General features: G+C 64.1%; 29 protein-coding genes. 11 read left to right on the plus strand and 18 right to left on the minus strand.

Features of this window, described 5'->3' with window-relative positions:
* Window positions 1-6: 6 nt before the first annotated feature.
* Both GDH07_RS26205 and GDH07_RS26210 read left to right on the plus strand, forming a co-directional pair.
* Window positions 7-954, plus strand: a complete 948-nt coding sequence (locus tag GDH07_RS26205) for a LysR family transcriptional regulator (protein WP_152899364.1) — start codon at window positions 7-9, stop codon at window positions 952-954.
* 49 nt (window positions 955-1003) lie between these two features.
* Window positions 1004-2344, plus strand: coding sequence for an MFS transporter (locus GDH07_RS26210; protein ID WP_152899365.1), 1341 nt, complete (start codon window positions 1004-1006; stop codon window positions 2342-2344).
* 87 nt (window positions 2345-2431) lie between these two features.
* Here the strand turns inward: GDH07_RS26210 and GDH07_RS26215 are convergent, their stop codons facing one another.
* From GDH07_RS26215 to GDH07_RS26245, 7 genes are all read right to left on the minus strand, one after another.
* Window positions 2432-3118, minus strand: coding sequence for a hypothetical protein (locus tag GDH07_RS26215; protein ID WP_152899366.1), 687 nt, complete (start codon window positions 3116-3118; stop codon window positions 2432-2434).
* Window positions 3118-4023 carry a hypothetical protein gene (locus GDH07_RS26220; protein ID WP_425502156.1) on the minus strand — a complete coding sequence of 302 codons (906 nt, stop codon included), beginning with the start codon at window positions 4021-4023 and terminating at the stop codon, window positions 3118-3120. The genes GDH07_RS26215 and GDH07_RS26220 overlap by 1 nt, the downstream gene beginning before the upstream one ends.
* A gap of 282 nt (window positions 4024-4305) precedes the next feature.
* Window positions 4306-6339, minus strand: coding sequence for an LTA synthase family protein (locus GDH07_RS26225; RefSeq protein ID WP_152899368.1), 2034 nt, complete (start codon window positions 6337-6339; stop codon window positions 4306-4308).
* Window positions 6340-6388: 49 nt separating this feature from the next.
* A complete protein-coding gene (locus tag GDH07_RS26230; RefSeq protein ID WP_152899369.1) occupies window positions 6389-7000 on the minus strand; it encodes a hypothetical protein in 612 nt (203 codons plus the stop codon).
* Complete coding sequence (locus GDH07_RS26235) at window positions 7000-8295, minus strand: sialidase family protein (RefSeq protein WP_152899370.1); 1296 nt, start codon at window positions 8293-8295, stop codon at window positions 7000-7002. The genes GDH07_RS26230 and GDH07_RS26235 overlap by 1 nt, the downstream gene beginning before the upstream one ends.
* 43 nt (window positions 8296-8338) lie before the next feature.
* Entirely contained in the window at window positions 8339-8884 is a 546-nt protein-coding gene (locus GDH07_RS26240; RefSeq protein ID WP_152899371.1) for a cytochrome b/b6 domain-containing protein, read from the minus strand.
* On the minus strand, window positions 8884-9150 hold the full coding sequence (locus tag GDH07_RS26245) for a PepSY domain-containing protein (RefSeq protein WP_152899372.1): 267 nt from the start codon (window positions 9148-9150) through the stop codon (window positions 8884-8886). Before GDH07_RS26245 ends, GDH07_RS26240 begins: the two co-directional genes overlap by 1 nt.
* A 182-nt stretch (window positions 9151-9332) precedes the next feature.
* Between GDH07_RS26245 and GDH07_RS26250 the strand changes: the two genes are divergently transcribed.
* Genes GDH07_RS26250 through GDH07_RS26260 form a run of 3 tightly spaced genes read left to right on the plus strand, consistent with a single transcriptional unit; the run spans window position 9333 to window position 11980 of the window.
* On the plus strand, window positions 9333-9995 hold the full coding sequence (locus tag GDH07_RS26250) for a response regulator (RefSeq protein ID WP_152899373.1): 663 nt from the start codon (window positions 9333-9335) through the stop codon (window positions 9993-9995).
* A complete protein-coding gene (locus GDH07_RS26255) occupies window positions 9992-11374 on the plus strand; it encodes an ATP-binding protein (RefSeq protein ID WP_152899374.1) in 1383 nt (460 codons plus the stop codon). Before GDH07_RS26250 ends, GDH07_RS26255 begins: the two co-directional genes overlap by 4 nt.
* A gap of 60 nt (window positions 11375-11434) precedes the next feature.
* The gene (locus GDH07_RS26260; RefSeq protein WP_152899375.1) at window positions 11435-11980 is read left to right on the plus strand and encodes a hypothetical protein; all 546 of its coding nucleotides are present in this window, start codon (window positions 11435-11437) and stop codon (window positions 11978-11980) included.
* 104 nt (window positions 11981-12084) lie between these two features.
* Here GDH07_RS26260 and GDH07_RS26265 read toward each other — a convergent pair whose 3' ends face one another.
* Both GDH07_RS26265 and GDH07_RS26270 read right to left on the minus strand, forming a co-directional pair.
* Entirely contained in the window at window positions 12085-13032 is a 948-nt protein-coding gene (locus tag GDH07_RS26265; protein ID WP_152899376.1) for a hypothetical protein, read from the minus strand.
* On the minus strand, window positions 13033-13764 hold the full coding sequence (locus tag GDH07_RS26270) for an alanyl-tRNA editing protein (protein ID WP_152899377.1): 732 nt from the start codon (window positions 13762-13764) through the stop codon (window positions 13033-13035).
* Between the two features lie 82 nt (window positions 13765-13846).
* Here GDH07_RS26270 and GDH07_RS32400 point away from each other — a divergent pair, with 82 nt between their 5' ends.
* Both GDH07_RS32400 and GDH07_RS26275 read left to right on the plus strand, forming a co-directional pair.
* On the plus strand, window positions 13847-13987 hold the full coding sequence (locus GDH07_RS32400; RefSeq protein ID WP_178124121.1) for a hypothetical protein: 141 nt from the start codon (window positions 13847-13849) through the stop codon (window positions 13985-13987).
* Window positions 13988-14077: 90 nt separating this feature from the next.
* Window positions 14078-15109 (plus strand): hypothetical protein, encoded by a 1032-nt coding sequence (locus tag GDH07_RS26275; RefSeq protein ID WP_152899378.1) that lies wholly within the window; start codon window positions 14078-14080, stop codon window positions 15107-15109.
* A 100-nt stretch (window positions 15110-15209) separates the two neighbouring features.
* Here GDH07_RS26275 and GDH07_RS26280 read toward each other — a convergent pair whose 3' ends face one another.
* The 8 genes from GDH07_RS26280 to GDH07_RS26315 all read right to left on the minus strand — a co-directional run bounded on the left by GDH07_RS26280 (window position 15210) and on the right by GDH07_RS26315 (window position 22652).
* The gene (locus GDH07_RS26280) at window positions 15210-15983 is read right to left on the minus strand and encodes a 1,6-dihydroxycyclohexa-2,4-diene-1-carboxylate dehydrogenase (protein WP_053136564.1); all 774 of its coding nucleotides are present in this window, start codon (window positions 15981-15983) and stop codon (window positions 15210-15212) included.
* A 41-nt stretch (window positions 15984-16024) separates the two neighbouring features.
* The gene (gene benC / locus GDH07_RS26285; protein WP_053136567.1) at window positions 16025-17038 is read right to left on the minus strand and encodes a benzoate 1,2-dioxygenase electron transfer component BenC; all 1014 of its coding nucleotides are present in this window, start codon (window positions 17036-17038) and stop codon (window positions 16025-16027) included.
* 10 nt (window positions 17039-17048) lie between these two features.
* The gene (gene benB, locus GDH07_RS26290; RefSeq protein WP_053136570.1) at window positions 17049-17537 is read right to left on the minus strand and encodes a benzoate 1,2-dioxygenase small subunit; all 489 of its coding nucleotides are present in this window, start codon (window positions 17535-17537) and stop codon (window positions 17049-17051) included.
* A complete protein-coding gene (gene benA / locus GDH07_RS26295; RefSeq protein ID WP_152899379.1) occupies window positions 17534-18898 on the minus strand; it encodes a benzoate 1,2-dioxygenase large subunit in 1365 nt (454 codons plus the stop codon). The genes benB and benA overlap by 4 nt, the downstream gene beginning before the upstream one ends.
* A gap of 232 nt (window positions 18899-19130) precedes the next feature.
* Entirely contained in the window at window positions 19131-20087 is a 957-nt protein-coding gene (locus tag GDH07_RS26300) for an AraC family transcriptional regulator (protein WP_152899380.1), read from the minus strand.
* A 134-nt stretch (window positions 20088-20221) separates the two neighbouring features.
* Window positions 20222-21151 (minus strand): catechol 1,2-dioxygenase, encoded by a 930-nt coding sequence (gene catA / locus GDH07_RS26305; RefSeq protein WP_152899381.1) that lies wholly within the window; start codon window positions 21149-21151, stop codon window positions 20222-20224.
* Window positions 21152-21202: 51 nt separating this feature from the next.
* Window positions 21203-21493 (minus strand): muconolactone Delta-isomerase, encoded by a 291-nt coding sequence (catC, locus tag GDH07_RS26310; protein WP_022639610.1) that lies wholly within the window; start codon window positions 21491-21493, stop codon window positions 21203-21205.
* A gap of 10 nt (window positions 21494-21503) precedes the next feature.
* On the minus strand, window positions 21504-22652 hold the full coding sequence (locus GDH07_RS26315) for a muconate cycloisomerase family protein (RefSeq protein WP_178124122.1): 1149 nt from the start codon (window positions 22650-22652) through the stop codon (window positions 21504-21506).
* Between the two features lie 122 nt (window positions 22653-22774).
* Here GDH07_RS26315 and GDH07_RS26320 point away from each other — a divergent pair, with 122 nt between their 5' ends.
* Window positions 22775-23683, plus strand: coding sequence for a LysR family transcriptional regulator (locus tag GDH07_RS26320; RefSeq protein ID WP_152899383.1), 909 nt, complete (start codon window positions 22775-22777; stop codon window positions 23681-23683).
* 71 nt (window positions 23684-23754) lie between these two features.
* Here GDH07_RS26320 and GDH07_RS26325 read toward each other — a convergent pair whose 3' ends face one another.
* Window positions 23755-24507 carry an outer membrane beta-barrel protein gene (locus tag GDH07_RS26325; protein WP_152899384.1) on the minus strand — a complete coding sequence of 251 codons (753 nt, stop codon included), beginning with the start codon at window positions 24505-24507 and terminating at the stop codon, window positions 23755-23757.
* A gap of 184 nt (window positions 24508-24691) precedes the next feature.
* Between GDH07_RS26325 and GDH07_RS26330 the strand changes: the two genes are divergently transcribed.
* The 3 genes from GDH07_RS26330 to GDH07_RS26340 all read left to right on the plus strand — a co-directional run bounded on the left by GDH07_RS26330 (window position 24692) and on the right by GDH07_RS26340 (window position 26289).
* Window positions 24692-25147 carry an RDD family protein gene (locus tag GDH07_RS26330; protein WP_152899385.1) on the plus strand — a complete coding sequence of 152 codons (456 nt, stop codon included), beginning with the start codon at window positions 24692-24694 and terminating at the stop codon, window positions 25145-25147.
* 61 nt (window positions 25148-25208) lie between these two features.
* Window positions 25209-25544, plus strand: coding sequence for a DUF6388 family protein (locus GDH07_RS26335; protein ID WP_085598566.1), 336 nt, complete (start codon window positions 25209-25211; stop codon window positions 25542-25544).
* Window positions 25545-25584: 40 nt separating this feature from the next.
* Complete coding sequence (locus GDH07_RS26340) at window positions 25585-26289, plus strand: YoaK family protein (RefSeq protein ID WP_152899386.1); 705 nt, start codon at window positions 25585-25587, stop codon at window positions 26287-26289.
* Window positions 26290-26297: the final 8 nt, after the last annotated feature.

Consider the following 26297-nt stretch of genomic DNA (forward strand, 5'->3'; position numbering starts at 1 on the left):
GCTGCGATGGAAATCCGCCAGCTGAAGTACTTCGTCGCCGTGGTCGATGCCGGCAGCCTGTCCCGGGCCGCACGGGAAGTGCACGTGGCGCAATCGGCCCTGAGCAAGCAGATGGCGGCCCTGGAGGCCGACCTCGGCGTGCAGCTGTTCCAGCGCAGCAACAGCGGCATCAGCGTCAATGAGTCCGGCAGGCTGTTCTACGAACATGTCCAGGGCCTGCTCAAGCACCTGCGCGCTGCCCGTGCGGCCATCAGCAGCGAGCCCGGAGCGCTCACCGGCAGCATCGTCGTGGCCCTGCCCCAGAGCGTGGCCAGCATCGTCGCCCTGCCGCTGATCCAGGCCGTGGCCCGGCGCCATCCCAAGGTCGAGCTGCAACTGAACGAAGAACTCACCGGCAACCTGGTGGAGCAACTGGTCCGGGGCCGGGTCGACATCGCCCTGTTCAGTCCCTTCGGCCTGCCCCCGCAGGTGCGCTTCAGCCCGCTGCTCGAAGAGGACTTCTACCTGATCCATCGCGCCGACGATCCCCATGCCCCGCCATCCGGGGCCGTGACCCTGGCCCAGGCCGTGGCCCGGCCGCTGGTGTTTCCCAGCCGCGCCCACAGCCACAGCACCCGGGCCTGCGTCGACCAGGCCCTGGAGCGCTTGCAGCTACCGCCCGCCACGGTGGCCATGGAGGTCAACTCGGTGCACATCCTCAAGAGCGCGGTGGAGGCCGGCGTCGGCCCCAGCATCATGCCGCTGAACCTGGCCCTGCGCGAAGTCGCCGAAGGCCGGCTGGTGGCCCATGCCATCAGCCCCAGGGAGGTGTTTCGAACCCTGGGCATCTGCGTCTGCGCCGCCCTGCCCGAGAGCAACCTGCGCAGCACCATCGCCGACCTGATTGCGCAGTTGGTCCGCGACATGTGTCGATCCGGCGAATGGCCGGCCACCCGCCTGCTGCCCGAACCCTGAGGCACGTTTTTCATCAGCCGCTCACACAACAAAAATAAAGAGGCCCACCATGAACCAGTCCCAACAGCCGCCCACGGCCCTCGACGATGCCGCCTTGCAGTTGGCCTATAGCAAGACCGCCTGGCGTATCATCCCCTTGCTGATCCTGTGTTACCTGGTGGCGTACCTGGACCGGGTCAACGTCGGTTTCGCCAAGCTGCAGATGCTCGACGACCTCAAGTTCAGCGAAGCGGTGTATGGCCTGGGCGCCGGGATCTTCTTCGTCGGCTACCTGCTGTTCGAGATCCCCAGCAACGTCGCCCTGCACCGCTTCGGCGCCCGGCGCTGGATCGCCCGCATCATGGTCACCTGGGGCCTGTTGTCGGCGGCCATGATGTTCATCCAGACACCGCTGGCCTTCTACGTCCTGCGCCTGCTGATCGGCATCGCCGAGGCGGGTTTCTTTCCCGGCATCATCTTCTACCTCACCATCTGGTTTCCCAGCCGTCGCCGGGGCGTGATGACGGCCCTGTTCATCATGGCCCTGCCGATTTCCAGCCTGTTCGGCTCGCTGATCTCCGGGCTGATCCTGCAACACCTCGACGGTGTGTCCGGCTACGCCGGCTGGCAATGGCTGTTCGTGATCGAAGGCCTGCCCGCCGTGGCCCTCGGCGCCGCGGTGTTCTTCCTCCTGCGCGACCGCATCGCCGATGCCCACTGGCTCACCGTAGAGGAGCGCCAGGGCATGCAAGCCGCCATCGACCGCGAAGCCGCGCAAAAGCACAGCCACCGCCTGCGTGACGGCCTGTTCCATCCGCAGATCTGGCTGCTGGGCGGCGTGTACTTCTGCCTGGTGCTGGGCCAATACGTCATCAGCTTCTGGTTGCCCACCATCATTCGCAACAGCGGTGTACAACAGCCCTGGGTCATTGGCGCACTCACCGCCCTGCCCTATGCCGCCGCCGCGATCAGCATGGTGCTGGTGGGCCGCAGCTCCGACCGCCATGGCGAGTACCGCTGGCACCTGGCGATCTGCGCCGGCATCGGCGCCCTGGGCGTGGCGTTCGGCACTTTCTTTGGCGACAACCTGATGCTGGCCATGTTCGGCTTGATCATCGGTACCGCTGCCATGATCAGCAGCCTGCCGGTGTTCTGGGGCCTGCCCACGGCGGTGGTGGGTGGCGCGGCAGCCGCCGCGGGCGTGGCGCTGATCAACACCCTGGGCAACGTGGCGGGATTCTTCAGCACCATCGTGGTGGGCTGGCTGACCCAGGTGACGGGCAATACCCAGGCCGCGATGTACTTCATGGCGGCGATCCTGCTGATCGGTGGAGGGCTGGGGCTGATGGTCAAGCCCGTACGCAAGCGTGCCGCGCTACAACCGGTCAGGTTCCAACCCACGAAATCCTGAGGGGCAGGAGCCAGCTGGCCGGGGCAGGCGAACGGTGGATCGCCTGCCCCGGCCGCGACCTTTTTCAGCGCGGCCGCGAACGGTGGCTCAAGGCTGCGCTTGGAAACGCCCACTGTTGGGGTTCCACTGGAATCCCGGCAACTTGCAGTCCTTGAAGCCAATTCGCAATTGCTCCCCCTCGACCCGCAACTGCAAGGTATCCACTCCCAGGTTCGGGCACCCCGGTGCACTGACCGCCAAGGTCTGCAAGGGTTTGCCAGTGGACTTGCGCATGACCTCCACCGTCGTGATCCGTCGATCGCTGCCCTGCATCGGCACCTGGAAATACCAAAGCTTGGTGGAAGCGCTCTGCAACAGCGTGGTGACCGGCTGCGGCCAGGAGCGGTCCGAATCCACCAGGCCCACCAGTTGCAGCGCAATCGGCAAGGTCTTGCCCGTGCGATAACTGGTCCAGGTGCCGCGCACCTGCTCCTGCTGGCGGGAGTTCATCAGGTCATCGAACTGCAGGCGCGCCACCGGCAAACCCTGCTCGTCCAACTCATCCATGGCCAGCGTCTTGTTGCTGAAGCTGAAGCTCGGCTTGAGACGGATCGGCGTGCGATAGCGCTGGTAGGCATAGGTGCCCTGGTAGACCGCATTCTGATTGCCCAGGGTCAAGACAATGGCCTGTTTGCCCAGCGTCCCCGTATACACCCCATGGGCCGCCTGCACGGGCATCATCCAGGCCAACAGCAACACCACTGCCAGCCCACGAAAAACAGCGACCGCCCCCATCAGAAACGCTCCTCGCCAGATGACCGGTACTCCAGCCGATCAGGGCTGATCACTCGGTAGTAATCCCAACGCCGGATGCGTTTGTCGTAGTCGATGAAGTCCTGTTTGCTGAACTCCATCTGGCCACCGGGCGCAAAACGCAGGGTGCCATCCACCGCGAACTGCTCCAGCAATGGATGGCGCAGGTAGGCCTTGGTCGCCGGGTGATACAGGTAATATTGCGCCGGCGCGCACGACGCCCCGCCACCTTGGCCGCTCACGCCATAACCCTGCACCTGGAAGTCCACCGTGCCATCCCCATCGAAATCCGCAAAACCCAGGGTTCGCGTTCCGATAGCGGCCAGGCACCACTGCCCGGCCACCTCCTGCACCACCTGGCCGGTGGCGCGGCTCAGCATCCGGATATTGTCCACGCGGCCCGTGTCTTCCCCGGCATGGCGCAGGGCATGCACGCGGAAATAGAAATCCTTGTCCTGCGCCGGCTGCAACAGCTCCCCGTCGAATGCCTCGCGCCGGCTACCGGCAAAGCGCATCACCCGCTGCAACTGCAACGGCTGCTGCCCACCGGTGCGCAGATCGATAAAAGAACCCTGCAGGGAATCAGCCCCTTCGCTGAAGGACTGCAACGACACGGCAGCGGCCGGCAGGGTCGGGTTGTCCATGATATTGATCAACAGCTCCTCGCCCTGGCGAAACGGCGTCAGCTCCAGGGGAATGGGCAACCGATCGGCTTCGCTGAACCAGTAGCCGGACATGCCGCCGCCGTATTGGGAGTCGTAGGTCAGGGCCAGTTCGACCGGGGTGTCGCCGAGGGTGCCCCGGTAGGTGGTGGTGGGGTCGGCGCTGGCACCAGGGCTGCTGAGCGCCAGGCCCAGCAGGAGCGCTGAGGCGAGGCCGCGAAGCAATTGCCGCGGATCTGGCCGGCAACGCCACCGGTCAACACATGTTCGCGTGGCGCTAGCCCAGGACTGGCTCATGCTTGCGTTCCTTGCACTCGGGAAAAAGGCGCGCAGGATAACAAATCGGCTCAAGGACGTAGCTCATTGTTGCCGCACCCGGATCATTGCCCGGCAGGCAGCCAAAGAACCCTCCGGCAGTTCATTCGCGAGAAACAATCGGGAGATAAGGCCAGGGGCGCCCTCCTTCCCTTATCGCCTGAACTGACAAGCCACATCAGCCGGACAACTTCACCGCACATTGCGATACAACATCAACCGCGCGCCCTCATGCATCCCCCGCGTCAATTCCAGCAACCGTTCAAATTCCTGCGGATGCTCTTGCGCCACATTTTCACGGGGGGTGCTCGAGGCCAGGTCATGCAAGGTCGCACCGGTACCGTCGTGCTGCATCTGCAACAGAAAATCCTGGGTCACGCCGCCGATCACCGGGAAGGTCCCTTCTCTCAATACCAGCGGTACCACGCGTTCCCCTTCCGGCGCAGGCTGCTGGATATCCCGCCCCATGGCGCCATTGGTGAACGCTATCCCTGCCATCCCGGCCACTGTGGGCAGCAGGTCGGCCAGGCCGACGGCTTCTTCGATCACTCGGGGTTGCAACATTTTCGGCGCATGGATCAGCAGCGGCACGTTGTTGCTCTCCAGCCCCAGCTGTTCAAACGCCGGGGCCATGTGGGGGATCTGGCTGATGCGAGTGTTGTGGTCGCCGAAGAACACAAAGATGGTGTTGTCGTAATAACCACCTGCCTTGGCGATCTCCATCAGCCGGCCGATGTTGAAGTCCAAGAGGCGCACGGCGTTGTATTGCGCAAGGCTGCGCGAGCCCGCGGCTTGCACCTGTTCCAGGGGCAGGTCCTGGGCTTGGAAGCCGTCGTTGTCCTTGGGGATGGTGAACGGGCGATGGTTACCGGAGGTTTGCAGGTAGGCGAAGAACGGCTGGTCCCTGGGGATGGCGCGCAGCAGGCGGTCGCTTTCCTTGAACAGGTCGAGGTCGGAGATACCCCAGACGTCCACCAATGGCGATTGCCAGTGGCCTTCATCGTACAGGCGCACGTTGTCGATGCTCTGGCGGATCAGGCCGTTGATGTTGGCCCAACCGGCGTTGCCGCCGATCAGGTAGAGCTTCTGATAGTCGCTGAAGGCATTGATCAGGCTGTGTTGGCGGGTGATCAGCGGGTGACGGGTAGCGGTCTCCTGGCGAGTGACATCGGGCACCCCGGTGATGCTGGCCCACACGGTCTTGGCGGTGCCGGTGACCGGAACGTAGAAGTGCCTGAAGAACCAGCTCTGGCTGGCCAGGCGGTCGAGGTTGGGGGTGGGATTGAGCGGGTTGCCATAGGCACCCACGGCGCTGGTGCCGAGGGATTCGAGCATGACGAAGATGACATTGGGCGCTCGCGCGCTGTCGATGCGATACGGCTGCACGCCTTGCCGGCGGGTGAAGTCCAGGCTTTGCGGGTCCGGGTGGTCGACGCCGAGATAGCGGGCCAGGACCGGGTAGTGTTGGCGCACTTGGGCCTCATCGTACTGGGCCTGGCCGGCCTTGAGGGTGTCGTAGAAAAACAGCACGGGGTTCAGGCCCAGGGCGGCGATCTGGCTGTTGCCGGAGAAGTAGGCATCGCTCCAGCGCAGGGGCACGGGGTTTTCCAGGTTGAGGTTTTCCACCCGGCCCAGTAAGGCGAGGAACACGGCAGCGATGCCCAGGGTGCAGACGCCGACCAGGGGCAGACGACCAATGGCTTGGGCCGCGCGGTCGAGGGTCAGGCGCTCCAGGCGCAGCAAGGCGTAGCACCACAGGGCCAGGACGGCGCCCCAGGCGAGGAGGATCCACAAGACCGGGTAGCTTTCCCAGAGCATTTGCCGGGAAATCTGCGCGTCGTCCAGGTAGCGCAGCACCGTGGCGTTGATGCGTACGCCCAGGTAGGCGTAGTGGCCGAAGTCGATGATGTACAGCAGCCCTACTCCGCCTAGCGCCAGCAGCAGGTAGGCCCGGGCCAGCCAGCGCAGGGCCGGCAGGCGCAGCAGGTTCCAGCGCGGCAGCCAGGCCAGCAGCGCCAGGGGCAGCAGGATCAGCAGGGTCAGGCGCAGGTCGAAACGCAGGCCGATGCCAAGAGTCTGGAGGATCGCCTCGCGCTCGTTGGCGGCGCTCAGGTCCACCCCGGAAAACCCCACGGCGAACAGCAGCCGCAGCAGTGCCAGCAAGCCGAATACCAGACCTATTGCGCCCACGCCGTAGCGCAGGCGGCGTGATTGCAACCCGCCCATCATTGACCTCGGTGTTGTGTTGTCGAAGGCCGCAGCGCGGCCTGTTGGTTTACCCGGCAAGGGGCTGCCCGCGACGGCGGTGGGCGAAGCGGCGCCACAGCCACAGCAGCAGCCCGCCGCTGCCGGCAATCAGGCAGTAGCCCGCCAGCAGCGGGTCGATCAGGTAGTCCCAGTAGTTCTGGGAAGCCTTCAGCCGCAAGGCGAAGGCCAAGGTGCCAGCCGCCAGCATCACCACTGCCAGCAGGTTGCGTTGCCACAACAGCCACAACGCCGCGCAGCCCAGCAGGGCGATCATCGGTCGAGGGTTGTAGCCCCAGCGGTATGGATCGAAGTAGGTCAGGCCCAGCGTCGCGGGATACAAGCTCAGGGTCAGGCCGATAAACAGCAGCAGGAGCTGGACCCGGTGCCGGTGCGATAGCGCCGGCACCAATCCGAGCCGAAGCAGGCTGACCCAGGCCAGCAGCACCAGGGTACTGAGGGCCAGGTCGTCGGTGTAACTGCGCACATAGGCCGCCAACGGCAGTTGGCCGAGCGGGATAAAGCTGGCCAGGGCCAGCAGCGGCAACAGCCAGGGTCGCCAGGGCACAGTGCCCCGCAGGCTGCTCAGCAGTACGAAGCCCAGCAGGATGAAACTCAGGTGGGCCTGCCACAGGGACATCATCACAGGCGCTCCGCCAGCCACGCCGCATTGAAGCTGACGTGCTTGATAAAGGTGTTGTTCCACGAATAGACCAGGTGATACATGCCATCCGCCCCGCGGCTGAAGTAAGGGTATTCGTACTCGAAGTCACAGCCCTGGGGCTTGCACACCCGGTAGTCGAGGTTACTCAGGAAGCGCTGCTCCAGGGGCAGGCGCCGGGCGCCACTGGAGGCGCGGAAACCTTCGCCGATGATTTCCTTGTAGGCCTCATGGGAAAACGGCTGGCCCAGGGGGTCGGGGGACTGATCCAGTTCCACCAGGGGCCGCCATTGGCTGAGGCCGGCGTCGGTGCCGTACAAGCTGAGTTTGAAACGCCCATCCTGCAGGTCGTTGAGGGCCACCAGCAGGCCCTGGTCATCGGTGCCCACCGCCGCCAGGGACGAGTTGGGATTGGACGGTTGCAGCGGATAGGGTTCGCTCCAAGTCTGCCCGGCATCATCGGTGCGACTGGCCAGGACCTTGTGGTGGGTGTCGCCGGCGTAGCGCAACATGGCCACCGCGCGCCACTCGTCCAGCGGCACGATGGTCGGCTGCAGGGAGTGCTTGCCACGGCTGATGCGGATTTTATCGATCACCTCGCCGTCGGCGCTCAGATACAGGTACTCGGCGAACTTGCCCATGAACTCGTGGTACACCGGCAGGCCGATGGCACCATCGGCATGGAATACCGGCGCGGCGCGGACCAGGGTGCTGACGTTGAAGAATGGCGACGTGACCAGCTGGCGTGGCGCCGACCAGCTGCGCCCCAGGTCATCGGAGACCATGGCGTTGATCGCGCTGGTGGCCCAGCCGCCCACCGACACCGAGACGTAGAACATCCACAGGCGCTGGTCCGGGGCCAGGGCAATGACCGGATTGCCCAGCTTGCGGATATAGCGCCCAGTGCCGGAGCGGGTCGATTCGCGGGTGGCCAGCACCTGCTCGGCGCCCCACTCGCCGCTCTTGGCGTCAAAGCGTGCGCTGCGCACCTGGACATCGGCCGCGCCTTCGCGGGAGCCGGCGAACCACACGGCCATCAGGTCACCCCCCGGCAAGGCGGTGACCGACGAAGAATGCACGAAGTCATCCAGTTCCGAGGAGACGAAACGGCTCTGGTACTGCGGTCCGGCATTATCGCTGCTGGCCTGGCCGGCCGTGACAACCTGGGCGAACGGCGCCAATTGATGGGGCGGATGGCTGCGCCAGGCGGCGATGAAAATCGCCGCCAGCAGCAAACTGCCGCAGATGAAGATCAAGCGAGAGGACAGCGCACGCATTCAGGAGTCCGTTGCAGATTCAAGTTACAAGCCGGGGAAGGCGTCAGTGCCGCGGCGGTTTCGGCAAGGGTCGGCGGCGGCCGGTGAGCATCGACAACGGCAGGTTGTCGCGTACCTGGAAGCTTTCAAAAATCGCCGCACACACGTGCAGCAACACCAGCCCCAGCAACATATCGGCGCTGGTCTCGTGCACCAGCAAGGGCCAGTCGGCGCCCCACAGGGCATCGACTTCCTGCATCAAGAAACCGCTGATGCCGATCAGCACCAGGGCCAGCAGCATCAGCAGCATCACCAAGGCTCCAAGGGGGGAGTGCCCCAGGCGATGCTCGGGGCGCCCAGCCAGCAGCGAACGCAAATGCCCCGCCAGCCGCGCCCGAGTCGGCCAGAAGTCGGACCAGCGCGCACTGCGCGGCCCGACGAATCCCCACAAGGTGCGCAACAGCAGCCAGGCCATGGCGTAGTAGCCAAGCCAGACATGCCAGTCGTCACCGGCCTCATTGAAGAAGTAGTTGCCGATGAAGACCCCGGCGATGGACAGGTGGAACAGCCTCACAAAAGGGTCCCACAGTGCTAGGGAAGCCGTTGGCATCAGCCCTTGATCTCGGTCTTCACCGCCTTGCCGGTGACCGGATCGTGGTAGATCTCGACCTTGCGCTTGTCCTTGTCGAAGCCATAGATCTCGTAGCAGTTGCCGTCGGTGACCTTGAATTTGCTGATCTGGTAACCCTGGGCCTTGAGCTGCTCCTGGAAGGCCTTCTGGTCTTGCCATTGCGAGCGTTCGGCGGTGGTGCATTGCGGGCCGGCGACAGCCAGGGGGCTGGCGATGAGCAGGGACAACAGCAGGATCTTGCGCATGGGAAACCACTCCGGGGATCAGGGAGCGGCCACTGTGCAAGGCCAAGCTTAATGAAAGCTTAGGTCGCAATGCGCCGTAACATTTCCCCCGGTCAAAGCCCTGACGCCGCCGTGCGCCGGGCGTCATCATGCCGCCACTTGCACCCCGCCGCCCAACCCCACCAGCCCACCGAGGACCGCCCATGCGCCTGCTGCTTGTCGAAGATGATCGCGCCCTCGGCCAGGGCATCCGCACCGCCCTGGGCGCCGAAGGCTACACCCTGGACTGGCTGCAGGATGGCATCAGCGCCCTGCATGCGCTGCGCAGCGAAAGCTTCGACCTGTTGCTGCTGGACCTGGGCCTGCCACGCCTGGATGGCCTGGAACTGTTGCAGCGACTGCGCGCGGCCCAGCAGGACCTGCCAGTGCTGATCCTCACCGCCCGCGACGGCACGGCCGAGCGGATTGCCGGTCTGGATGCAGGCGCCGACGACTATCTGGTCAAGCCCTTCGACGTCGATGAATTGAAGGCTAGGGTCCGCGCCCTGTTGCGTCGCAGCCAGGGACGAGCCCAGCCATTGCTGGAGCACGCCGGCATTCGCCTGGACCCGGCGAGCCAACAAGTGCACTACCAGGCAACGGAGATCGTGCTGACGCCCATGGAGTACCAACTGCTGCACCAGTTGATGGCCCGGCCGGGCAAGGTGGTGACCCGCGAGCGCCTGTCCCGGGCGCTGTACGGCTGGCAGGACCGGGTCGAGAGCAACACCCTGGAGGTGCTGATCCACAACCTGCGCAAGAAACTGTGCGCCGAGCTGATCCGCACCGTGCGCGGCATCGGCTACGTGCTGGAGCTCAAGCCATGAACTCGGTACGCACTCGAATCCTGCTGCCGTTGCTGGTGCTGGTGCTGCTGGGGGATGTGCTGATCAGCTGGCTGGTGCTGCGTGACAGCCATCATGAAATCGAAGAGGTCTACGACGCCCAGCTGGCCCAGAGCGCGCGACTGCTGCAAGGGGTCTTGCGCTCGCAAGAGCCGGGCAATGCCGACTGGGAACGCCTGTACCAGGCCTTCGACCAGGCCATGAGCCGGGTCGGCGTGGATGGCGCCGCCCACCCTTATGAAACCCGCCTGACCTTCCAGGTCTGGCGCGACGACGGCCAGTTGCTGGTGCGCTCCGCCGAAGCCCCGGTACTGGCCGCTCCCCCTGAGGCCTTGGGCGGTCATGACCTCCAGGAGAACGGCAAGGACTGGTGCGCCTTTCTCCTGGCCGACCCGCAGCAGGGCCTGCTGATCTGGGTCGGCGAACGCGACGATATCCGCCAGGACCTGATCCAGCGCATCGTCCGTCATACCCTGTGGCCAACCCTGATCGGCGTGCCGCTGCTGGTCTTGCTGACCTGGCTGGCCATCGGCTGGGGCCTGGCGCCACTGCGGGCCATGGCCCAGGCCATTCGCGGGCGCAACGCCGAAACCCTCCAGCCCCTGGCGCTCAACCCCCTGCCCCAGGACCTGGAACCGATGCAGACGGCCCTGAACCAGCTACTGGCACAGATCGATAGCCTGCTGGAGCGCGAGCGGCGCTTTATCGCCGACGCCGCCCATGAGCTGCGCACGCCCTTGGCGGTCCTGCGGATTCATGCGCAAAACGCTCAGCAAGCCAGCAGCCCGCAACAGCAAGGCGAGGCTTTGGACTTCCTCGTCAGTGGCGTGGATCGAGCCACCCGCATCGCCAGCCAGTTGCTGACCATGGCCCGCATCGAACCGCACCTGCTCAGCCCACGCATGAGCCGGATCGACCTCTGTGCGCTGGTTCGCGAGGAACTCGCGGAGCTGGCGCCCCTGGCCCTGGAGAAGGAGGTCGAACTGGTACTCGAAGGCTCCGAGGATTGCCAGCTAGAAACCGACCCGGCGGCCCTGGCCATTGCCTTGCAGAACCTTTTGACCAACGCCTTGAACTTCTCCCCCGTGGGCAGCGAGGTACGGGTCGGCGTACATCTCCAGGCCGATGGCGCTATCCAGCTGAGCGTCGAGGACGCCGGCCCCGGCATCGACGAGCAACATCGCGAACGACTGCTGGAGCGTTTCTACAGCCAGGGCAACGCCCAGGGGGCCGGGCTGGGGTTGGCCATCGTGCAGATGATCGCCGGCAAGATCGGCTGTCGCCTGGACCTGCATAACCGCCCCGAAGGCGGGCTGCGCGCATTGCTGCAATTCAAGCCAGCGCTTCAGCCAGCAGCCTGAAGCGCTTATCCTGCGGCACCACCCGGAGCGGGTGGCGAACATGCCTGACAGGAGCAAGACATGGCCATGCCGGACCGGCTCAAACCAATACCAGCGACACCAAAGATCCGCGCGCTGATGAAGGATCTGCTCAAGCAGATCCTCGACAGGATCTGGGACAACCAGGAACGGGAAAACGCCGATATCGGTGCGTTGATCCAGCAATGGAACGGCTATGCCAGCCGGGCTTTCGAGTTTCACGAGTTCCGCGATATGCACAGCCATACCAGCGAGGCGAACTTCCTGCGTACGGCCTTTCACCAGGAAAAGTACGTAGACGACTTGAGCTTCGAAGAGGCCTGCGCGCTGGCGGATTTCATCTGCCAGTGCTCAGGCACGGAGTCTGATACGGACTACGCCCTGGTCCTCTTGGAAACCAACTTCCCCGAGGCCAATGCCTCGGACCTGATCTTCTGGCCCAACGAGTGGTTCGGGGATGAGGGGATGCTGCATATCGAGCTGAGCTCGGCGCAGATCGTCGGTTACCTGATGTTGGCGTCCTCGCGCCAACTGCCGGATGCACCGCCGATCGACCTGCCCTATGCCATTGCCCAGGACAGGCCCTGACGCCGCCCTGGTTGTTCTGCTGCCGAGCCGGCGACCCGGGTCCCGGTTCGGCTGCCTCGCCCCGGCGGTGCCTGTCCAGTGCAACCGCAAAGCCGCTGCTGCGATCATGCCTCGCTTGCGCCCCTGGGTTTGTTCTTCGGCCGCCCCGCCCGCCCGTCATACTCCGGACGACCAGACACCACCAGCCCGAAGAAGTAGGGTTGGGCACCGGGATCTTCCAGCTGCCCCGCGGATTTGTTGTGCACTTCTATCAGCGAGAACAGCTCGACCAGGCGGTCCTGGATCTGTTCGATCTCCGCATCCCTGAGCGTCACCATCGAGCTGTACTTGAACGACCCGGACACATCGAAATATTCGCTTTGCTCGGGCTTGGACAACGAGCGATCGATCTCGGCGCGCAGGAAGCGGTCCTTGAGCGCCAGGGCCTCGGCCGTCCTTGGCATCCTCAGCGTGGGGGCGTGCCGCACGAAGGGCGCCTGCGGGGTGCTGCGCTCCTTGGCGACCAGGGCCAGGAAGGCTTCGGTTCGCTGATCGTAAGCAAGGCCCAGCTGCTGGCAGACCAACCGGACTTCAGCTACCGAGGCGCTGTCCACCATGTACAGATAGGTCATCAACGGCAGCAGTTCGAACTGCTCGTTGAACGCCGCGATGATTTCCTGGGTCACGATGAATTCGCGCTCGTAGCGGCTCAAGCTCAAGGCGCGGCGCAAGATCCTCGAATCATGCTCGCGCAGCTCCAGCCGGGCAGGCAGGTCCGTGACCTCCACACCCTTGCCGAACAGCATCTCGTGCACCTGGACCGGCAACAGGTCGCGAAAGTAGTGCCAGTAGTAATCGAAGCTCGACTTGCTGGCTGGATCGATGCCAAGACAGTCATGCAGCTCGACGGCGGCGTCATTGCTCAGGTGCTTTCTTCCCGACTCGACATCACGGTAGTAATTGGCGGAAAAAGGGAGATTCACTTCTGCAAGAAAAGTGGAAATCTTCAGGTGGCCCCTTTCGATGCGCAATTGGCTGAGGAATGCCCCGAAGGCCTGTTTGTGCTGCGTCAACTATCGAACCTCCGCGGATAGGATAACCGCCACTCGAGTGGTGTTTTTCCGGACTTTCATACTGGCGGACGCCTCGCCTATCTCCTGGGTATTGCCGACATGCACGCCACCACAGGGGATCGACCACTGCCCGCATCGCCACCAACGATATCCCTGACCTTGGCTGGCGTCGGCTTGCGTTGTTATTTCATGACCCGCAGCACAGAACGCGTTCAAGGCATCGGCTGCCCGCTGCAGGCTCGCTTCATCGAACTCGTCGACGAATTCATATTGATTTTCCCCACCCTCGTCACTCAAGGGCGAACGGATCGGGGGTGACAAGGAACGCCCAAGGGTTCGCTCGAGCATGCAGTGCATCAGGTGCATTGCCGAATGGATACGCATCTGCCGATAGCGCAGCGGCCAGGTCAGGGTCGCGACGGCCGCCGCTCCGCTCAGGCATTGCTGCAACAGTTCGAACGCCTGGTCATCGATGTCCAGGTAATGGCGGATCTGCCGATCCTTCTTCCGGGTGCCGACCACTTGCAGCACCCGCTCGACACCATCCACCTCCTGACCCGCCACATGCAGCAGCCCCCGATCGCCCAGTTGCCCACCACCCTGGGGGTAGAAAACCGTTGCGCTGAGCACCGCAAAAGGCAAGCCCGAATCGTCGCGTTCGAGCCGCTCGACAGTACATTGCGCTTGCTTGAGGTAGGGGTCTTGGTGGAACAGGGGAAGCGTTTCGTCCATGTTTGCCTCGAGCACCTGGCTGCGGCCAGTTCATTGGGTTGAGCGAGAAACCCGCTTGTCCAACGCCCGCGGGTGAGCCTCGGTGGATTTTGTAACAGCGGTCAGCCATAAATTCAACAAACAGAATTATTTTTCTTTCACAAGATTAATTAAATGCGCCACGGCAGCGCTGGCGATCCGCGCCGCACCACTGAACCAAGCGGTCGATATGACAGGAAAATGATCAGCCAGGCAGGCATCCAAGGTGCATGCCAAGCCCAACGCGTGCATCCGTTATGATGCGCTCCTGTCAGACAACTGGAAGTCCGCCCCCATGCTCAAACCCCTCGCCATCCTGGCCCTGACCGGTGCTTCTGCCTACGCCGGCGCCGCCTCCACCGACCTTGCCGGAGTCTGGAAAGGCACCCTGGGGAAGCACTCGATTACCGCCTGCTTCAACGCGGCTCCCAATAGCAACGGCAGCTACTACTACCAGCGTTTCGTCACGCCGATCCAGCTGACCCAGGCACAGGCCGGCGAGCCCTGGATCGAAGACGGCCAGACCGGGTATTGGCAGCTCGACGCGCCCCAGGGCGATCGCCTGAGCGGCACCTGGAGCAAGGCCCCGGGCGACACGCCATTGCCTCTGGCACTGACGCGCACCAGCACCGAAGGCTGTGGCGGCGATGCCTACAACGGGCCGCTGGAGGCCGCGCCGCTACCGGTGAAGGTGCAGAGGAAAGAATTCGAAGGACACCGCTATCAGCTCAGGACCCAGGGCGCCCAGGTCAGCCTCAGGCTGGAGGGCGATGCCCCGGCGTTGAAGAAGATCAATCAACAGCTGGAACGTCTGGCCATCAGCCCCGAAGGCCAGGAGGAGTTCTTCAGCGAGCGCCGCGAGTACCTGGGGCGCAACGGCTCCGGCTACACCAGCGAAATCAGCGTCGAGCCCCAGTACTGGTCGTCGCAATGGATCACCGTCAAGTTCTATCGCTGGACCGCCGGCATGGGACGCAACGGTATCAGTTGGGGCCTGCACAGCTGGAACCTGAAGACGGGCGAACGCATCGACCCCTGGACCTGGGTAGGCGGGCGCCAGCAGTGGCACGACCCCTACTCCGGCCAGGTGAAGCTGGCGCCGGGGTTCGCCGCCTGGCTGGAGAAACAGACCTCCGTGGACGAAGGCTGCCCGGCCGTCAGCAGCTACTCGACCTTCGATCTGAGCTTCGACACCCAGGGCTTGCAGCTCTCGACGCCCGCCTATGGTGATGGTTGCGACAATGAGCTGAGCTTCACCTGGGAACAGTTGGCGCCGATGCTATCGGCCCAGGGCAAGGCGGCATTGCCGAGTTTGCGCTTGCCTTAGTAGCGCTCACCGCCAGGTGTGAACAGCATCCAACAGCCGGACGGCCGTGCCGCCCTCATGCTCAAGCCTGGCCAACACACCCGCGGCTCAGCCAGCCGACTCAGCCCAGGTCGCCGCCGCCCACCGGCAGCACCGTGCCAGTGATGTAGGAGGCTTCGTCGCTGGCCAGGAACAGAATCGCCGCCGCCTGTTCATCGACGCTGCCGTAGCGGTGCATCAGGCTGCTGTCGAGGGTCTGCTCGACGATCTGCTGGTACCAGGCCTGCTCCTCGGGGCTCGGCTCGGCGCTGTTGCGCGGGATACGTCGTGGCGGCGCCTCGGTGCCCCCCGGCGCGGTGGCGTTGACCCGCACACCACGGCCGGCGCTTTCGAAGGCCAGGCATGCGGTGAGTGCGTTGATCCCGCCCTTGGCCGCGCCGTAGGGCACGCGGTTGAGGCTACGGGTGGCGATGGACGAAACGTTGACGATGGCGCCACGCCCCTGTTCCAGCATCTGCGGCAAGGCAGCGTGGCAGCACCACAGGGTCGGGAACAATGAGCGACGCACCTCAGCCTCGATCTCCTGCGGCTGGTAGTGCTCGAAGGGCTTGGCCCAGATCGTGCCGCCGACGTTGTTGACCAGCACATCGAGGCGACCGAAGTGGGCGATGGCGGCGGCCATGATCCGGCTGCATTCGGCGTATTGCTCCAGATCGGCGGTCAGGGCCAGGACCGGGTAGCGGGGGCTGAGTTCGGCGGCCAGTTCGAAGACCAGCTCCGAGCGATCCACCAGCACCACGCGGGCGCCCTCCTCGGCCAGGCGTTCGGCGACACGACGACCGATGCCCTGGGCGGCGCCGGTGACCAGGGCAACTTGGTTGTGAAAGCGGTTCATGGGGACCTCGACAGCAGCGTAGGAATGAAGGTGATGGGGGCTCACGCCACACTGGCGGCGAATTTCTCATAATAGAAATTCGCCGGGGCAATGCCTTGTTCGCGAATGAACTGGCTCACCGCCTCGACCATCGGTGGCGGCCCGCACAGGTACACGTCCACATCCCCCTGGTTCAGGTGCGCCGGCTGGATATGCTGGGTCACGTAGCCCTTGTGCGGGTACTGGCTCTGGGGATTGGCCACGCAGGCGCTGAAGCTGAACTGGGGGATGCGCCTGGCAAAGTCCTCCAGGCGATCCAGCGCCACCAGGTCCAAATCATTGGTCACCCCATAAATCAGGTGCAAAGGGTACTCACTGCCCTGCTCGGCGATCTTCTCCAGCATCGCGGTGAACGGCGCCAGCCCGGTGCCACCGGCCAGCAACAACAAGGGCCGGCGGATGTCCCGCAGGTAGAAGCTGCCCAGGGGCCCGGCCAGGGTCATGCTGTCGCCGGATTTGGCGAGGCTGGTGAGGAAGCTGCTCATCAGGCCACCGGGCACATTGCGGATCAGGAAGCTGACCTCGCCATCGCGCTGCAGGGAGCTGAAGGAATAGGCCCGGGTCTGCTGGCTCCCGGGCACCCCGAGGTTGACGTACTGCCCCGGCAGGAACGCCAGCTGGCTCAAGGACTCGCCCTTGATCGACAGAGCGATGGTGCTATCGGACAGCTGGCGCACCGCGCTGATGCTGGCCTGGAAGGTGGCCTGCGCGGCGCGGCAGACCTGGGACGAGGCCGGCACCCGCACCACGCAGTCGCCCAGCGCGCGCATCTGGCAGGTGAGGACAAAACCCTGCTCGGCCTCGGCGGCGCTCAGGGCATCGTCGATGTAGTCCTCCCCCAATTCATAGCGCCCGGCTTCGGCCAGGCACTTGCAGGTGCCGCAGGCGCCGTCGCGGCAGTCCAGGGGAATATTGATGCCCTGGCGGTAGGCGGCATCGGCCACGGTCTCATTGGCATGGGCAGTGATAAAACGGGTCACGCCGTCTTCGAAATTGAGTGCGATTTGATGGCTCATGGCAGTCGCCTCAGAGGTGGTAGATATCGACGACCTGGCGAACGTAGTCGTTCTTCAGGATGACTTTCTTGGTCTGGATAAGCGGGTTCTCCCCTCGCAGGTCGAGGGTGTAGAAGCTGCTGCCGAAGTAGCTGTCCACGGTCTTGTAGCGAAAGCTCAGGGTGTGCCAGTTGAAGCGCAGCTGGCACTGGCCGGCGCCCTGCTCCAGCAGCTCGATATTGCTCAGGTTGTGGGAGGTGCGGGTGTCGGGAATGCTGGCGCTGGAGCGCTCGGTCTTGATGCGGAACACCCGGTCTTCCAGGCCGCTGCGGTTGCCGTACCAGATCAGCGAGATTTCCCGTTGCGGGTCTTCGGTCAACTGGTCGCTGTCATCCCAGGACGGCATCCAGAAGGTGGCGTCCGGGGCGTAGAGCTCCAGCCAGCGGTCCCAGTCCTTGTCGTCCAGGTAGCGGGCTTCGCGGTACAGGAAATCGCGCACGGCGTCGTAGGAAATAGTCATTGCAGCGCCTCCACGTCGATCTGCCGTGACGCCTCACGCTCAAGGACCGCCAGCAGGGTCTGCTGCCAATACTTGTGCTGCATCACGAACAGCCCTTCGTCCTCGGTGCGCACGCCACTGAGAATCGGTTGCAGGTCGATTTCTTTGGCTGCGTCGTCCGCGCCCCGGACCCAATGCTCGGCGCCGCGAGACATGTCGTTCCAGGCCGTGGTGCTGCCCTGGTAGCCCAGTTGGCAGGAGCGGAACTCCTCCAGATCGTCCGGGGTGGCCATGCCGCTGACATTGAAGAAGTCCTCGTACTGGCGGATGCGCCGGGCCCGGGCTTCGTCGCTCTCACCCCTGGGAGCAATGCAGTAGATGGTGATTTCGGTGCGGTCCACGCAGATCGGCCGGGCAATGCGGATCTGCGAGCTGAACTGGTCCATCAGGTAGACGTTGGGGTACAGGCACAGGTTGCGCGAATTCTCGATCATCCAGTCGGCCCGGGCCTGGCCGAAATCCCGGGCCAGCTCATCGCGACGTTCGTACAACGGACGATCCTCGGGGTTGGACCAGCGGGTCCAGAGCAGCATGTGGCCTTTGTCGAAGGAGTAGAAACCCCCGCCCTGCCTGGCCCAGGTGCCGGCACTCATGGTGCGGATGTCTTCCCCGGCCTCGCGCTGCTTGCGCTGGTTCTGGGTGGCGGCGTAGTTCCAGTGCACCGAACTGACGTGGTAGCCGTCGGCGCCGTTCTCGGCGGTGAGCTTCCAATTGCCTTCATAGATATAGCTGGAGGAGCCGCGCAGCACTTCCAGGCCATCGGCGGACTGGTCGACGATCATGTCGATGATCTTCGCCGACTCCCCCAGGTGTTCGACCAGGGGCAGCACGTCGGGGTTGAGGCTGGCGAACAGGAAGCCGCGATAGGACTCGAAGCGCGCGACCTGGGTCAGGTCGTGGGAGCCTTCGCAGTTGAAGCTGGCCGGATAACCCGCGGCGGCCGGATCCTTGACCTTGAGCAACTTGCCGGAGTTGTTGAACGTCCAGCCGTGGAACGGACAGGTGAAGGACGCCTTGTTGCCGGTCTTGTGTCGGCAGAGCATGGCCCCGCGATGACTGCAGGCGTTGAGGAAGGCATTGAGTTCGCCGTGTTTGTTGCGGGCGATGAACACCGATTGCCGGCCCATGGTGGTGCTGTAGTAGTCGTTGGGGTTGGGAATCTGGCTCTCGTGGGCCAGGTACAGCCAGTTGCCTTCGAAGAGGTGCTGCATCTCCAGGTCGAACAGCCGGGGGTCAGTGAACATCTCCCGCTTGCAGCGGTAGACGCCCTGGTCGGGGTCCTCTTCAAGCAGGGAATGCAGGTATTCGGGTCGCAGGGACATGGCTGGTGCCTCCATTGTTTTTATTCAGGCAGGGCCATGCTAGGGCGCAGTTGCCGTGGGCAATATCCATTGCCTGCAGACCTGTATCCGTTTTCTGCAAAGGCCCTGGAGCGGCTGCGACCTTGAGGCTGGTGCTGGTTCGGCTGGAGATCGCCAGGCAAGGTCCTGCGGACCTTTGCGCAGCCCCGCAGGCTCGGCAGCGGCTAGAGCCGATGGGCCGAGAGGCGGAGGCTCAGTGGCGACGCTTGAGGGTATCGGAGGGCAATTCGCCGTATTGCTGGCGGTAGCTTTGGGCGAAGCGCCCCAGGTGCAGGAAGCCGAAATCCAGGGCCAGCTCGGTGACGTTGCGCACCGGACTTTGCGGGTCGCTGAGGCAGGCGTGTATCCGTTGCAGCTTCTGCTGGCGGATGTAGTTCTTCGGCGTGGTGCGGGCGTTACGCTCGAACAGGCCATACAGCGAGCGCAGGCTCATGCGCGCCTGTTGCGCCAGTTCCTCGCAGCCGATGTCGTGCTTGAGGTTGCGCTCGATATAGTCGGCAATCCGCTCGAAGGTCGCCGCCGAGGCGCCCAGGGCATCACGCTGCACGTTGGTCTGCATCAGCCCCAGCAGTTTGCCCGCCAGGATCTGTGCGTAATGCGCCTGGACCTTGGGCAGGGTTTGCCGGGCTTCGGCCTCCTGGCACAACAGGCTCAGCAAGGGCACGAAGCCCTCCAGGTCCTGCAGCCGATGACGCGACTGGAGAAAGCGCACGCCCTGCCTTGGGTACTGCCAACGCTGCTCCTGGCAGGCGTTTTCCAGCAGGCGGGTGGGAATCTTGATGATGAATTTTTCGCAGTCCTCGGAATAGGTCAGGTCCACCGGGTCATCGGGGTTGATCAGCAGCAGTTCCCCCGGGGCGAAGCAATGCTCCTGGCCTGGACCGCGCCACAGGCAATGGCCGTGAAGCAACACTTGCAGGTGGTAGATGCTTTCCAGGGCCGGCGAGGTGACGCGCACACTGCCGCCATAGCTAATGCTGCACAGATCCAGGCTGGCCAGGGTCCGGTGCTGGAGGCTGGCCTGGGGATGGCCGGCCCGGGGCAGGCGGATGCAATGGCTGCCCACGTGCTGGTTGACGTAACCGGATACGGCATAAGGATCGGCTTGAACAAACACGCTGCTGCACTGGCTCAACAGAGGCATCTGCATGATCGACTCACTCTGATGGTTCTTCTCGGGCCTGCGTTCAGGCCCGTCACCCAGGCACATCGGGCAGGCACAACGGCAAAGGTCACGGGCACCTGGGTCGGTGCTCCGTGGCCAGACCAGGCATGGCCGGCGGTTCAATCCTCCAGGGCGCGGACCCGCTCGTTGCGCTGCTGTTCCTCAGGCTGGGCCGAGGATTGCAGGGTGAAGTCGAAGTCGATCTCGGCGAAGCGCCCACTGACACCCAGCGCCTTGGCTCGGGCCTGGTCTTCGCTGAAGGTGATCTGGGCGATCAGCTCGTCGCGGGTGGCGTAGGCGAAATCGTCGTGCAGGTACTGGTCGCCATCCAGGTTGATCTGGGTGGTCAGGTGGCGATGATCGTCTGCGCTGATGAAGAAGTGGATATGCGCCGGACGCTGGCCATGGCGCCCCAACTGATCCAGCAGTTGTTGGGTCGGGCCATCCGGCGGACAACCGTAGCCCGACGGCACGATGCTGCGAAAACGATAGCGGCCCTCGGCATCGGTGACGATGCGCCGGCGCAGGTTGAATTCCGACTGGCTGCCGTCGAAGTAGGAATAGGTGCCGCCGGTGTTGGCATGCCAGACGTCGACGACGGCGCCGGCCAACGGTTGGCCGGCGGTGTTGCGGACCTGGCCCCGCATGAACAGCACGACGCCAGGATCGATGCCATCGTCCAGCCGCGCCTCGCCCTGGCTCAGGGGCGCGCCAGCCACGTACAGCGGGCCTTCGATGGTCCGTGGAGTACCGCCGCTCTTGCCGGCCTGCTCGTCGGCGGCATCCATCAGCAAGTCCAGGTAATGCTCCAGGCCCAGGCCCGCGGCCAGCAGGCCGGCCTCCTGGCGAGCACCCAGGACATTGAGGTAGTTGACCGCCTTCCAGAACTCCTCGGGGGTCACTTGCAGGTCTTCGATGATGCTCACCGTATCCCGCAGGATGCGGTGCATGAGGGCCTTGGCCCGCGGGCTACCGCCTTCGGTGAACTGGCCGCTGGCTTCCTCGAGGAACTGCTGGGCGCTGGCGGTATGGGAAATCCTGACGTTCATGATCGATCCTCATCTTGTACTTATTAGAGTGGTGAACGGGCTGGCACGGACTCAGCGGTCATCCTCATGAATGGACGAAGGATGCCTGCACATGGCGTCGACTTCGATGGCCATGTACGGATACAGCGGTAATTGCATCAGCGTGTCGTGCAGTTCCTGCACGCTGTCGACATCGAACACGCTGTAGTTGGCGTACAGCCCGGCGATGCGCCACAGGTGGCGCCATTTGCCTGCGGCTTGCAGGCGCTGGGCCAGGGCTTTCTCATCGGCCTTGAGTTGCGCGGCGCGCTCGGGATTCATATCGACCGGCAGGTTCACGGTCATCTTGACGTGGAATAGCATGCAGCCCTCCTCAGGCGTGGTGCAGCACGGGGGTGGTCTTGTCGCGGCGGAAGAACGCCAGCCGCTCCTCGTCCAGACTCAGGCCCAGGCCCGGGGCCATCGATACATGCAGCTGGAAGTCGCGATACAGCGGCGGCTCGGCGAGGATGTCCTCGGTCAGCAGCAATGGGCCGAACAACTCGGTATCCCAGGCCAGCTTGCCCAGGGTCAGGAAGGCATGAGCCGAGGCCAGGGTACCGACGCCGCCTTCGAGCATGGTCCCGCCGTAGAGGCCGATACCCGCTGCTTCAGCGATGGAGGCAGTACGCAGGACGGCCCGGGGGCCACCGTTCTTGGCGATCTTCAAGGCGAAAATCGACGCCGCGCCCTCCCGGGCCAGGTTGAAGGCGTCTTCCACGCATTCAATGGATTCATCGGCCATGATCGGCGCCGGGCTGCTGGCGTTCAGGCGCACCATGCCGGCGCGGTTGTTGCGCGAAATGGGCTGCTCGATCAGGTCGATGCCGTTGTCGCCCAGGATCCGGCAGGCACGCAGGGCCACAGCTTCGTCCCAGGCCTGGTTGACGTCGACCCGCACGCTGGCGCGTTCCCCCAGGGCCTGCTTGATGGCGATCACATGGGCCAGGTCGCGCCGTACCTCGCCGGCGCCGATCTTCAACTTGAAGATCCGATGGCGGCGCAGCTCGAGCATCTTCTCGGCCTCGGCGATGTCCTTGGCGGTATCGCCGCTGGCCAGGGTCCAGGCCACCGGCAAGGCATCGCGCACCCGACCGCCCAGCAACTCGCTGACCGGCAGGCCGAGGCGCTTGCCCTGGGCATCGAGCAGGGCCGTCTCGATACCGGATTTGGCAAAGGTGTTGCCACGGATGCCCTGCTCCAGGCGCAACATGGCGGCGTTGATATTGCTGGCGTCCTGGCCGACCAGCAGTGGCGTGAAGAAGCGATCGATGTTGGTCTTGATGCTGTCCGGGCTTTCGTTGCCATAGGCCAGGCCCCCGATGGTAGTGGCTTCCCCCAGGCCCTCGATACCATCGACGCAGCGCAGGCGGATCAGCACCAGGGTCTGGTTCTGCATGGTGTGCATGGCCAGCTTGTGCGGGCGGATGGTCGGCAGATCGACGATGATCGTTTCGATCGATTCAATGGCAGAAGCGTGCATTTCCATACCCGTCAGGTTCTTGAAGTTCTGCCGGCGATTCTGTCCCGGCTTTTTACGGGGTTCCAATATAGAATTGGTCTGGCTTGATACCTGTAAGGTATGAAGACCACCAAGGAGGAATCATGGAACTGCGTCATCTGCGCTATTTCCAGGTGCTGGGGGAAACCCTGAATTTCACCCGCGCCGCCGAACGCCTGCACATCGCCCAACCGCCCCTGAGCCGGCAGATCCAGCAGTTGGAAGACGAGCTGGGGGTACTGCTGCTGGAGCGTGGCCGGCCACTGCGCCTGACCACCGCCGGACGCTTTTTCTACGAGCACTCCAACCGGGTGCTGGAGCAGCTAGGCAAGGTCTGTGACAACACCCGGCGCATCGGCCTGGGACACAAGACCTGGCTGGGCATCGGTTTCGCGCCCTCGACCCTGTACGGCGTACTGCCGCAGTTGATTCGCCGGCTACGCAGCAACGAGACCCTGGAGCTGGAACTGGGGCTCTCGGAAATGACCACCTTGCAACAGGTTGAAGCCTTGAAGGCCGGGCGCATCGATATCGGTTTCGGTCGGATCCATATCGACGACCCGGCCATCGTGCAGAAGGTGTTGACCGAAGATCGCCTGGTGGTCGCCCTGCCCGCCGGGCATCCGCTGCTGGGACAACCGGTGAGCCTTGCGCAATTAGCGCAGGAGCCCTTCGTGCTGTACCCGGCCAACCCGCGACCGAGCTACGCCGACCATGTGATCGCGCTGTTCAATGCCCGGGGCCTGAACCTGAAGATCGCCCAGTGGACCAACGAATTGCAGACCGCCATCGGCCTGGTGGGCGCCGGCATCGGCATCACCCTGGTGCCGGCCTCGGTACAGGTGCTGCACCGCGACGACATCGGCTTTTGCCCGCTGCTGGAAACCGAGGCCACCTCGCCGATCATTCTCAGCCGCCGGATCGGCGAACCCTCGCCAGGGCTCACCCACTGCCTGCACCTGATCGCCCAGCTGCGTGCAGAGATCGGGCGCGAACCATCCGCGCTCAGCTGAAAGCACAACCGCCGGCCCCATCGAAGGACGGGGCCGGCGGTTCTGTCGCGGCTTGAGGCGAGCTGCCGCCCTTAGAAGGTCAGGCCGACCTTGAAGCCGTACTCGTCACGCTTGAGCTTGGTGTTGTCGGCCACAGGCGTATCCTCGTCCAGCTTGTACTCGGTGTGGGTGTAGTAGACCCCGGCCATTACCGGCAACGAACCGTTCTGGTTCATCAGGAAATTGACTTCGGCATAGGGGTTGGTGCGGTTCTTCAGGTCCACGGTGTCGCTGCCGACATCATCCACCTTCAAGCGTGCCCGGCCATTGATGGTATGACGGGCCCCCAGCTCCACACGCATGGTCACGTCGTCGAACTGGTGGTTGTAACCCAGGGCCGCCTTGGCGAAGGGTGACTTGTTGGTGAGCTTCATGTCGTAGTCGCCGGTGTCCGGCTCGTAGCGGGTCCAGGTGTAGCCGCCACCCACCAGCACATCGACGAAGTTGCGCGCATCCAGGGCGGCGCGCCAGCCCAGGTCGAGGTCGGCCTGGCCTTCCTTGAGCTTGTTGTCGTTCTTCTTGCCGAACTTGGCTTCGATCCCGGCCTGGTAGATCAGACCCGACTCGGCGGTCATCTTGTTGCCGAAGTTGTAGAACACGCCACCCTCGCCCAGGTGTTCCTTGTCGCTCTTGCTACCGCCTTCGAGCTTGAAGTCGTTGTAGCTGCCGAGAATCCCCAGGGTGGAGATCGGCCCGGTGTTCGGTGCGGCCATGGCATTGCTGGAAAGCGCCAGCAAGGTGGCTGCAGAAGTGCTGGCCAGGAGGGTTGCGAATACCTTTGACATCGTGTGTGAATCTCCCTGTTTGAGAAAGGCAAATGCTGCAGGAGCCTTTTCGAGGGAAACCAAAAGCAAAAGGTTCTATTTATTTTTCACGCTTTTTTCACATCCCTGTAGCGCCTCGCCACCCGTGGGGGCTTTAGGTCGTACAATAGGCCGCTCAATACAGAGCGTAGTCCTGGGGCAATGCATGGAAGTATCGAGAGCCGGCCTGATCATCCGGCGCATTCTGGCCTACCTCGCCGACGGCATGCTGGTACTGCTGCTGTGGTTTGTCCTGTGCCGGCTGGCCGAACACCTCCAATACCCGGATCTGGAGCAATTCTCCACCTGGTGCCTGTTGGCCACCTGGTGCCTGTATTTTCCCCTCAGCGAATACCTGTTGCGTGGCTACACCGCCGGCAAGGCCCTTTGCGGCCTGCAAGTGATCAATGGCATCGGCCAGCCACCGTCGCTGTTGCAGGTGCTGATCCGCTCGGCGACCCGGCCGTTCGAAGCCGCCATCAGCCCCGCGACCCTGCTGATTTGCTGCGAATCCAGCCGCTGCCAGCGCATTGGCGATCGCCTGGCGCGGACCTATGTCATCCCGCGCAAGGACCTGGTGCGGCTCCGTGGCTTGATGGCCGCCCAGACGGGCCTGCCCTGAGCATCTGCCCGTAACGAACTCAATCTCGCGCCTTGGCGTGGCGCTCTTTCCAGGAGTATTCATGACAATCGATCAATACCCGCATGAACAGGCCTTGGGCACGTTCCTCGAGCAGCGCCCCGAGTTGCGCGAACAACTGGACAACCTCAACCCGCTGGAAGCCCGGGCCCGGGGCGAAACCCCGGCGCAATACCGCGCCGAACGCCTGCACGAGGCGTTCGAGGCCGAAGCCGAGCGCCTGGGACTGTTCGCCTGGGAACTGAGCCTGCAACTGACCGCCGCCAGCCCGGAGGAATTCCACGCCCAGCGCCTTGAAGTGCACAAGGAGGTGGCGCAAATGGCCGGCATGCCATGGGACGAATATTGCACCCTGCATCACCTCGACCCACGGCCTTGAACCGCATCGCCCCCGCTGTCCCGGTACAGGAGAACCGCCGATGTTGCCTTCGACTTCCACTCACGCCGCCAACGCAGCCCTGCGGCACACGCAGAAATGGCGCGGGCGGATCGGCCTCGGACTAGTGGCGTGTCTCTCGGTACTGGCCGGGATGACCGACGCCATCGGCTTCATGGCCACCGGGGATTTCGTGTCCTTCATGAGCGGCAACACCACGCGCATGGCAGTGGCCATCAGCGATGGCGAGCCGGGCCTGGTACTGCGCCTGCTGATGCTGGTGGCGACGTTCATCGTCGGCAATGCGCTGGGGGTGATCGTCAGCCGCCTGGCTGGACATCGCACCCTGCCCTTGCTACTGAGCATCGCCGCCCTGTTGTGTGCCTCGGCGGCCTGGCCTTTCGAGCAGCAAATGCCGGCCCTGCTGGCGGCAATCGCCGCCATGGGCATGCTCAATGCCGTGGTGGAAGAAGTGAACGGCCTGCCCATTGGCCTGACCTATGTCACCGGCGCCCTGTCGCGCTTCGGGCGTGGCCTGGGCCGCTGGCTGCTGGGGGAGCGGCGCAATGGCTGGCGGGTACAGCTGATTCCCTGGACGGGAATGTTCGCCGGGGCGGTGCTGGGGGCACTGCTGGAACATCACCTGGGGCTCAAGGCGCTGTATGCCAGCGGGGCGTTCGCGGCGCTGCTGGGGGTGGCGTCGTTGAAGATTCCACGCCGCTGGCAACTGGGCTACAAGACCCGCTGACAACAGAT

The sequence above is a fragment of the Pseudomonas piscis genome, from assembly GCF_009380155.1.
GTDB lineage: Bacteria > Pseudomonadota > Gammaproteobacteria > Pseudomonadales > Pseudomonadaceae > Aquipseudomonas > Aquipseudomonas piscis.

Coding starts and splice junctions, on each gene's coding strand:
- GDH07_RS26205 (WP_152899364.1), top strand. CDS start 7: ATGGAAATCCGCCAGCTGAAGTACTTCGTCGCCGTGGTCGATGCCGGC.
- GDH07_RS26210 (WP_152899365.1), top strand. CDS start 1,004: ATGAACCAGTCCCAACAGCCGCCCACGGCCCTCGACGATGCCGCCTTG.
- GDH07_RS26215 (WP_152899366.1), bottom strand. CDS start 3,118: ATGGGGGCGGTCGCTGTTTTTCGTGGGCTGGCAGTGGTGTTGCTGTTG.
- GDH07_RS26225 (WP_152899368.1), bottom strand. CDS start 6,339: ATGGGCGGGTTGCAATCACGCCGCCTGCGCTACGGCGTGGGCGCAATA.
- GDH07_RS26230 (WP_152899369.1), bottom strand. CDS start 7,000: ATGATGTCCCTGTGGCAGGCCCACCTGAGTTTCATCCTGCTGGGCTTC.
- GDH07_RS26235 (WP_152899370.1), bottom strand. CDS start 8,295: ATGCGTGCGCTGTCCTCTCGCTTGATCTTCATCTGCGGCAGTTTGCTG.
- GDH07_RS26240 (WP_152899371.1), bottom strand. CDS start 8,884: ATGCCAACGGCTTCCCTAGCACTGTGGGACCCTTTTGTGAGGCTGTTC.
- GDH07_RS26245 (WP_152899372.1), bottom strand. CDS start 9,150: ATGCGCAAGATCCTGCTGTTGTCCCTGCTCATCGCCAGCCCCCTGGCT.
- GDH07_RS26250 (WP_152899373.1), top strand. CDS start 9,333: ATGCGCCTGCTGCTTGTCGAAGATGATCGCGCCCTCGGCCAGGGCATC.
- GDH07_RS26255 (WP_152899374.1), top strand. CDS start 9,992: ATGAACTCGGTACGCACTCGAATCCTGCTGCCGTTGCTGGTGCTGGTG.
- GDH07_RS26260 (WP_152899375.1), top strand. CDS start 11,435: ATGGCCATGCCGGACCGGCTCAAACCAATACCAGCGACACCAAAGATC.
- GDH07_RS26270 (WP_152899377.1), bottom strand. CDS start 13,764: ATGGACGAAACGCTTCCCCTGTTCCACCAAGACCCCTACCTCAAGCAA.
- GDH07_RS26275 (WP_152899378.1), top strand. CDS start 14,078: ATGCTCAAACCCCTCGCCATCCTGGCCCTGACCGGTGCTTCTGCCTAC.
- GDH07_RS26280 (WP_053136564.1), bottom strand. CDS start 15,983: ATGAACCGCTTTCACAACCAAGTTGCCCTGGTCACCGGCGCCGCCCAG.
- benC (WP_053136567.1), bottom strand. CDS start 17,038: ATGAGCCATCAAATCGCACTCAATTTCGAAGACGGCGTGACCCGTTTT.
- benB (WP_053136570.1), bottom strand. CDS start 17,537: ATGACTATTTCCTACGACGCCGTGCGCGATTTCCTGTACCGCGAAGCC.
- benA (WP_152899379.1), bottom strand. CDS start 18,898: ATGTCCCTGCGACCCGAATACCTGCATTCCCTGCTTGAAGAGGACCCC.
- GDH07_RS26300 (WP_152899380.1), bottom strand. CDS start 20,087: ATGCAGATGCCTCTGTTGAGCCAGTGCAGCAGCGTGTTTGTTCAAGCC.
- catA (WP_152899381.1), bottom strand. CDS start 21,151: ATGAACGTCAGGATTTCCCATACCGCCAGCGCCCAGCAGTTCCTCGAG.
- catC (WP_022639610.1), bottom strand. CDS start 21,493: ATGCTATTCCACGTCAAGATGACCGTGAACCTGCCGGTCGATATGAAT.
- GDH07_RS26315 (WP_178124122.1), bottom strand. CDS start 22,652: ATGCACGCTTCTGCCATTGAATCGATCGAAACGATCATCGTCGATCTG.
- GDH07_RS26320 (WP_152899383.1), top strand. CDS start 22,775: ATGGAACTGCGTCATCTGCGCTATTTCCAGGTGCTGGGGGAAACCCTG.
- GDH07_RS26325 (WP_152899384.1), bottom strand. CDS start 24,507: ATGTCAAAGGTATTCGCAACCCTCCTGGCCAGCACTTCTGCAGCCACC.
- GDH07_RS26330 (WP_152899385.1), top strand. CDS start 24,692: ATGGAAGTATCGAGAGCCGGCCTGATCATCCGGCGCATTCTGGCCTAC.
- GDH07_RS26335 (WP_085598566.1), top strand. CDS start 25,209: ATGACAATCGATCAATACCCGCATGAACAGGCCTTGGGCACGTTCCTC.
- GDH07_RS26340 (WP_152899386.1), top strand. CDS start 25,585: ATGTTGCCTTCGACTTCCACTCACGCCGCCAACGCAGCCCTGCGGCAC.